Genomic DNA, 2,078 nt, shown 5'->3' with positions numbered 1-2,078 from the left:
GAATGGTTCCAAGTATGTGGGACACCTGACATCGAGTATTGAAAATGATATCTTGCGTCCTACATACTTTGATAAAATTCTCCCTAAAACAGGTGCCTTGCCAGTTTTTGTTATGACGTCTAGCGTCAAAAGAGAACTCGACTTAACAAGATACCACTACTTTAACATAAAAGGAAAAGTAGCGAGTGCTTTCTCCTGTCGGGGGATTTTCTCACTACTAATCTTAGTATGTTTTTAACAGAGGAAAAGGCACCATAATTTCTAAAGTGGATTTACCTACTACAGAATTATAGAGCCAGTTTTTATTGTACACTTATCATTGTAAAGTTAAGTGAAAAAGGGCTAAAAAAACCGAAATAACAGGCTTTTTTGGCCTAAGAGGCCTAGAGTTTTTGGTGGAGCTATGATAAAATGGGAGGTGAAGTTCTCGTAAGCGTCTGAGAGCAAATAAAGATAGGAGGAGAGAATGGACGCTTTTCAATACATAAAACCAAAACTGTTTAGCACGCTCAAGGGTTACACTAGAGCACAGTTTGCAAAAGATCTTGTGGCTGGAATTATCGTGGCAATCATCGCCCTACCGTTATCAATTGCTTTGGCAATTGCGTCAGGTGTGAATCCAGAACAAGGGCTTTACACCGGTGTTATCGCTGGTTTTTTTATTTCGTTTTTAGGGGGAAGCCGCGTACAAATCGGTGGTCCAACCGCCGCCTTTGTTGTGATTATTTATGGCATCGTCTCGCAATATGGCATGAGTGGCTTGGCAACGGCTACTTTTTTAGCGGGTTTGATGATGATTGTCATGGGCTTGTTAAAATTTGGAAATTTAATCAGTTTTATTCCTAAAACCATTACGGTTGGTTTTACCTTGGGAATTGCCATTGGTATTTTAGTGGGGCAATTAAAGGATTTCTTGGGATTAAGCATGGGAGCAGTTCCTGCTGAATTTACAGATAAACTAGTAGCTTATGCCCAACACCTTAATACCATTCATTTGCCAACCTTGCTAATTGGTTTGTTGGCTCTTAGCATTCAGATTTTTTGGCCTCGTGTTTCTCAAAAAATACCAGGCTCACTGGTAGCTATTTTTGTAACAACTGCCATTGTTCAGCTGGCCCATTTATCTGTCCCAACGATTGGAGATTTGTACACCATTAAGGCAGGTTTACCAACCTTTTCAATGCCCAACATCTCCCTTTCGTTGGTGCGTCAACTGTTATCACCTGCCTTCACCATTGCTATTTTAGCGTCAATTGAATCCTTGCTGTCTTGTGTGGTTTCAGACGGTATGATTGGCAGTCGTCATCGCTCAAATGCTGAATTAGTTGGGCAAGGTGTGGGAAATATGATGTCGGCCTTATTCGGTGGCATTCCTGCAACAGGAGCTATTGCTCGTACAGCAGCCAACGTTAAAAACGGTGGACGCACGCCAATCGCTGGTATGACGCATGCACTTGTTTTGTTGTTAATTTTACTCTTTCTCATGCCCTATGCCTCTTTGATTCCAATGAGTTGCTTGGCGGCTATCTTGATTATGGTCGCATACAATATGAGTGGTTGGCGAACTTTTGTATATATGCTACGTACGGCTCCAAAGAGTGACATTGTTGTTTTGGTAACTACTCTATTGTTAACCGTCTTTTTTGATTTGGTGGTTGCGATTGAGTTTGGTATGGTTTTAGCGGCCTTTTTATTCTTGAAACGAATGTCAGACATCGCGGAAGTTCGCCAATGGGTTGATGAAGCAGATAATGAGAATACTGACGCGCTTGATTTAAAAGTAGTACCAAAAAATACCGTGGTTTATGAAGTGTTTGGTTCTTTGTTCTTTGGAACGACCAATGACTTTCTTGACATTAGCTATGAGGAAGGTAAAAATGCCCTGATTCTTCGGATGCGAAATGTTCCTGCTATGGATATTTCAGGGTTGGATGCTCTTGAAGAAATCCGTGAAACCTGTCAGCAACGTGGCATGACCTTGATTTTATCGCACGTCAACCCCCAACCTTTCCGTGTGATGAAAAAAGCAGGTTTTCTTGAAAAAATCGGTGAAAAGAATATCTGCCCAAACATTGATG

General features: G+C 41.2%; 2 protein-coding genes. Both read left to right on the top strand.

From position 1 onward, the window contains the following. Nucleotides 1-238, top strand: a 238-nt coding sequence (locus tag B3473_RS03360) for a hypothetical protein (protein ID WP_293652160.1), incomplete at its 5' end; no start/stop codon positions are given. A 228-nt stretch (nucleotides 239-466) separates the two neighbouring features. Next, nucleotides 467-2,078, top strand: a 1,612-nt coding sequence (locus B3473_RS03355) for a SulP family inorganic anion transporter (protein WP_293652159.1), incomplete at its 3' end; no start/stop codon positions are given.

It is taken from the genome of Streptococcus sp. UBA632 (assembly GCF_002300045.1).
In the GTDB taxonomy this organism is placed as follows: domain Bacteria; phylum Bacillota; class Bacilli; order Lactobacillales; family Streptococcaceae; genus Streptococcus; species Streptococcus alactolyticus.
The sequence above is the reverse complement of the archived record's forward strand: the minus strand, read 5'-3'. Positions and strand labels throughout refer to the sequence as shown.